Source organism: Mesorhizobium sp. M7A.F.Ca.US.011.01.1.1, from assembly GCF_003998295.1.
In the GTDB taxonomy this organism is placed as follows: Bacteria; Pseudomonadota; Alphaproteobacteria; order Rhizobiales; family Rhizobiaceae; genus Mesorhizobium.
The window spans coordinates 1-2351 of sequence record NZ_RZRT01000143.1; the positions used below are offsets into that span (position 1 = coordinate 1).

Sequence of the window (2351 nt, forward strand, 5' to 3'; positions counted from 1 at the left end):
CGTTGCACCCGCCCAATCACCGTCAATGACCTCGCGTCCAGCTTCTGGAGAAGAGGCCTTGCGGCGGCACGGTACCTGTTTACGCGCGGCGGCCAGATGGCAAGCAACGGAAACCTCGCTAATGTTTACGTAAAGAGCAGCTCCGAAATCGATCGGCCTGACCTGCTCATCACATTGCAGGCTTGGTGCACGGACGAACAGCTCAAACCGCAGCCGTTCTCGGGCTTTACCATCATGGTTGAACATTTGCGTCCAAAAGCCTCCGGGTCTGTCCACATCCGTTCGGCCGATCCCTCTGCGGCACCGCAGATCCTGTTCAACTTCTTCCGCGAAGAGAAGGATCGGGAAGCCTTAGTCAATGGTTTGGCAATAGCGCGACGTATCGCGTCTGCTCCTGCCATGCGGGCGATGATCAAGAGTCCATTGGTCGACGATCTAGACCGTCTGGACGGAGAGGATTTGGCCAACCACGCCCGTTCTCATGGCCTCTCCCTGCTGCACCCGACGAGCAGCTGCCGAATGGGCATCGACAGGAACTCCGTCGTCGACAGCGCCCTGAGAGTGCGTGGCGTCGGGAACCTTCGGGTCGTCGACGCATCGGTGATGCCAATGATCCCTTCGGGCAACACAAATGCTCCATCGGTAATGATCGCGGAGAGAGCCTCCGACCTGATCAGAATCGACCACTGAGGAGAGGACCAATGGAAAATTCTATCAACAGCTTGAACGGCGAAGTCTGCATTGTCACGGGCAGCACCCAGGGACTGGGCGAAGGGATAGCGCGCGCGCTGGCGATGGCCGGCGCGCGCGTAGTGGTGAGCGGCCGCAACGGACAGAACGCGGAGGCGATTGCGGCTGACTTGCGAGACTCGGGCTATGAGGCGACATCGATCGCCGCCGATGTCGCAGAGCGATCAGAGGTTGAGACCCTCGTTCAACACGCGCTTACTTCATACGGGGAAATCAACGTACTTTTCAACAATGCGGGCATCAACGATCCCATGCCATTTCTCGAGGTCGACGAAGCCAATTTCGAGAAGATCATGCGAGTGAACGCCCTCGGCACCCTGATGTGCATGCAGGAGGTCGCCAAGCAGATGATCAAGCAAGGCAAAGGCGGGAAGATCATCAACACGACATCCATCGCCGGACGCCAGGGCTACGCCGACATCGCACCATACTGTGCCAGCAAGGCTGCCGTGATCTCGCTCACACAGGCGGCGGCCCGTAAATTGGCAACCAACAATATCACAGTGAACGGCATCGCGCCTGGCGTGGTCGTAACGCCGCTCTGGGACAACATGGAACGCGAAATGCTCGAGCGCGGCGTCACGAAAAACCTCGGAGAATGGATGGCTCGCTATACTCCCAACATCCTGCTTGGCCGTGCCAGCGTACCTTCCGATTTCGCGGGCCTCGCAATCTTTCTGGCCTCCGGCGGTTCTGACTATTTCACTGGCCAGACATTCATGATGGACGGCGGAATGATCCTCGTCTGACAGCGAGAACCTGCGCCACCGGGAAAAGCACGATCAACCAAATACGGAGAACGACGATGCAACGAATAAATCGCGAAGACGCCCTCGAATATGAAATGGCGCTCAAGGAACCGAAGCTCCGCGTCAAGCAAGGCGAGACTTTTGTCCTCCAAGTCGAAAATTCCATGAGTAACCGGATAAAGTCGGAGGATGACCTGCCGACCCCGGAGGTTCTTGGAGAGTTGCATCGTCTCAAGCAGTTCAACCCCTGCGCCGGCCCCGTCTACGTAGAAGGCGCTGAGCAGGGAGACACGCTCGCGGTAGACATCGTCGACATCGTTGTCGAGGACGTAGGCTATGTCCTAATCGAGCCGGGCGCCGGCCCCCTTGCGGACTCCTTCAAGTACGCGCAGGCCCGCGGGCCGTTCACGAAGTTCATCAAACATTTGCCAGGGCCGAGTGGTACAACCTCTGACGGGATCGGAATCTATGACGACCACATCAGATGGAACCTCCAGCCGCTGATCGGAACGCTCGGCGTTGTGCCCGATCGCCCATCCTCCGGCTCCGACACCGTGACAATGCAATGCGCGTGGGGTGGTAACCTGGACACGCGTGAGTTCAGGAAAGGCCATCGGGTCTACTTCCCGGTAGCCCACAAAGGGGCCCTCCTTTATGGCGGCGACCTGCATGCATCCCAGGCAACCGAGTTTGGCGGAACCGGCGACGAGAGCCGCGGCGAAATCACGTTGAAATGCGAGGTCATCAAAAACAAGAAAACGCCGTTTGTCCGGGTAGAGACTCCGACAGAGATCGTGCAGTTGAATTCCTATCGTCCGATCGAAGAGGGCTTCAAACAGGCTCATATCTGGC

General features: G+C 58.2%; 3 protein-coding genes. All 3 read left to right on the plus strand.

What is annotated here, in order from left to right; genetic code table 11:
* Positions 1-690 (plus strand): GMC oxidoreductase (locus EOA13_RS36785; RefSeq protein WP_245490602.1); only part of this gene is annotated, 690 nt, incomplete at its 5' end.
* An 11-nt stretch (positions 691-701) separates the two neighbouring features.
* Positions 702-1499: a glucose 1-dehydrogenase gene (locus EOA13_RS36790; RefSeq protein ID WP_127298007.1), complete on the plus strand. Its 798-nt coding sequence runs from the start codon at positions 702-704 to the stop codon at positions 1497-1499.
* Between the two features lie 56 nt (positions 1500-1555).
* Positions 1556-2351 (plus strand): acetamidase/formamidase family protein (locus EOA13_RS36795; RefSeq protein WP_127298008.1); only part of this gene is annotated, 796 nt, incomplete at its 3' end.

Bases quoted from the DNA above. Each gene is read 5' to 3' on its own strand.
- EOA13_RS36790 (WP_127298007.1), top strand. From the start codon at position 702: ATGGAAAATTCTATCAACAGCTTGAACGGCGAAGTCTGCATTGTCACG.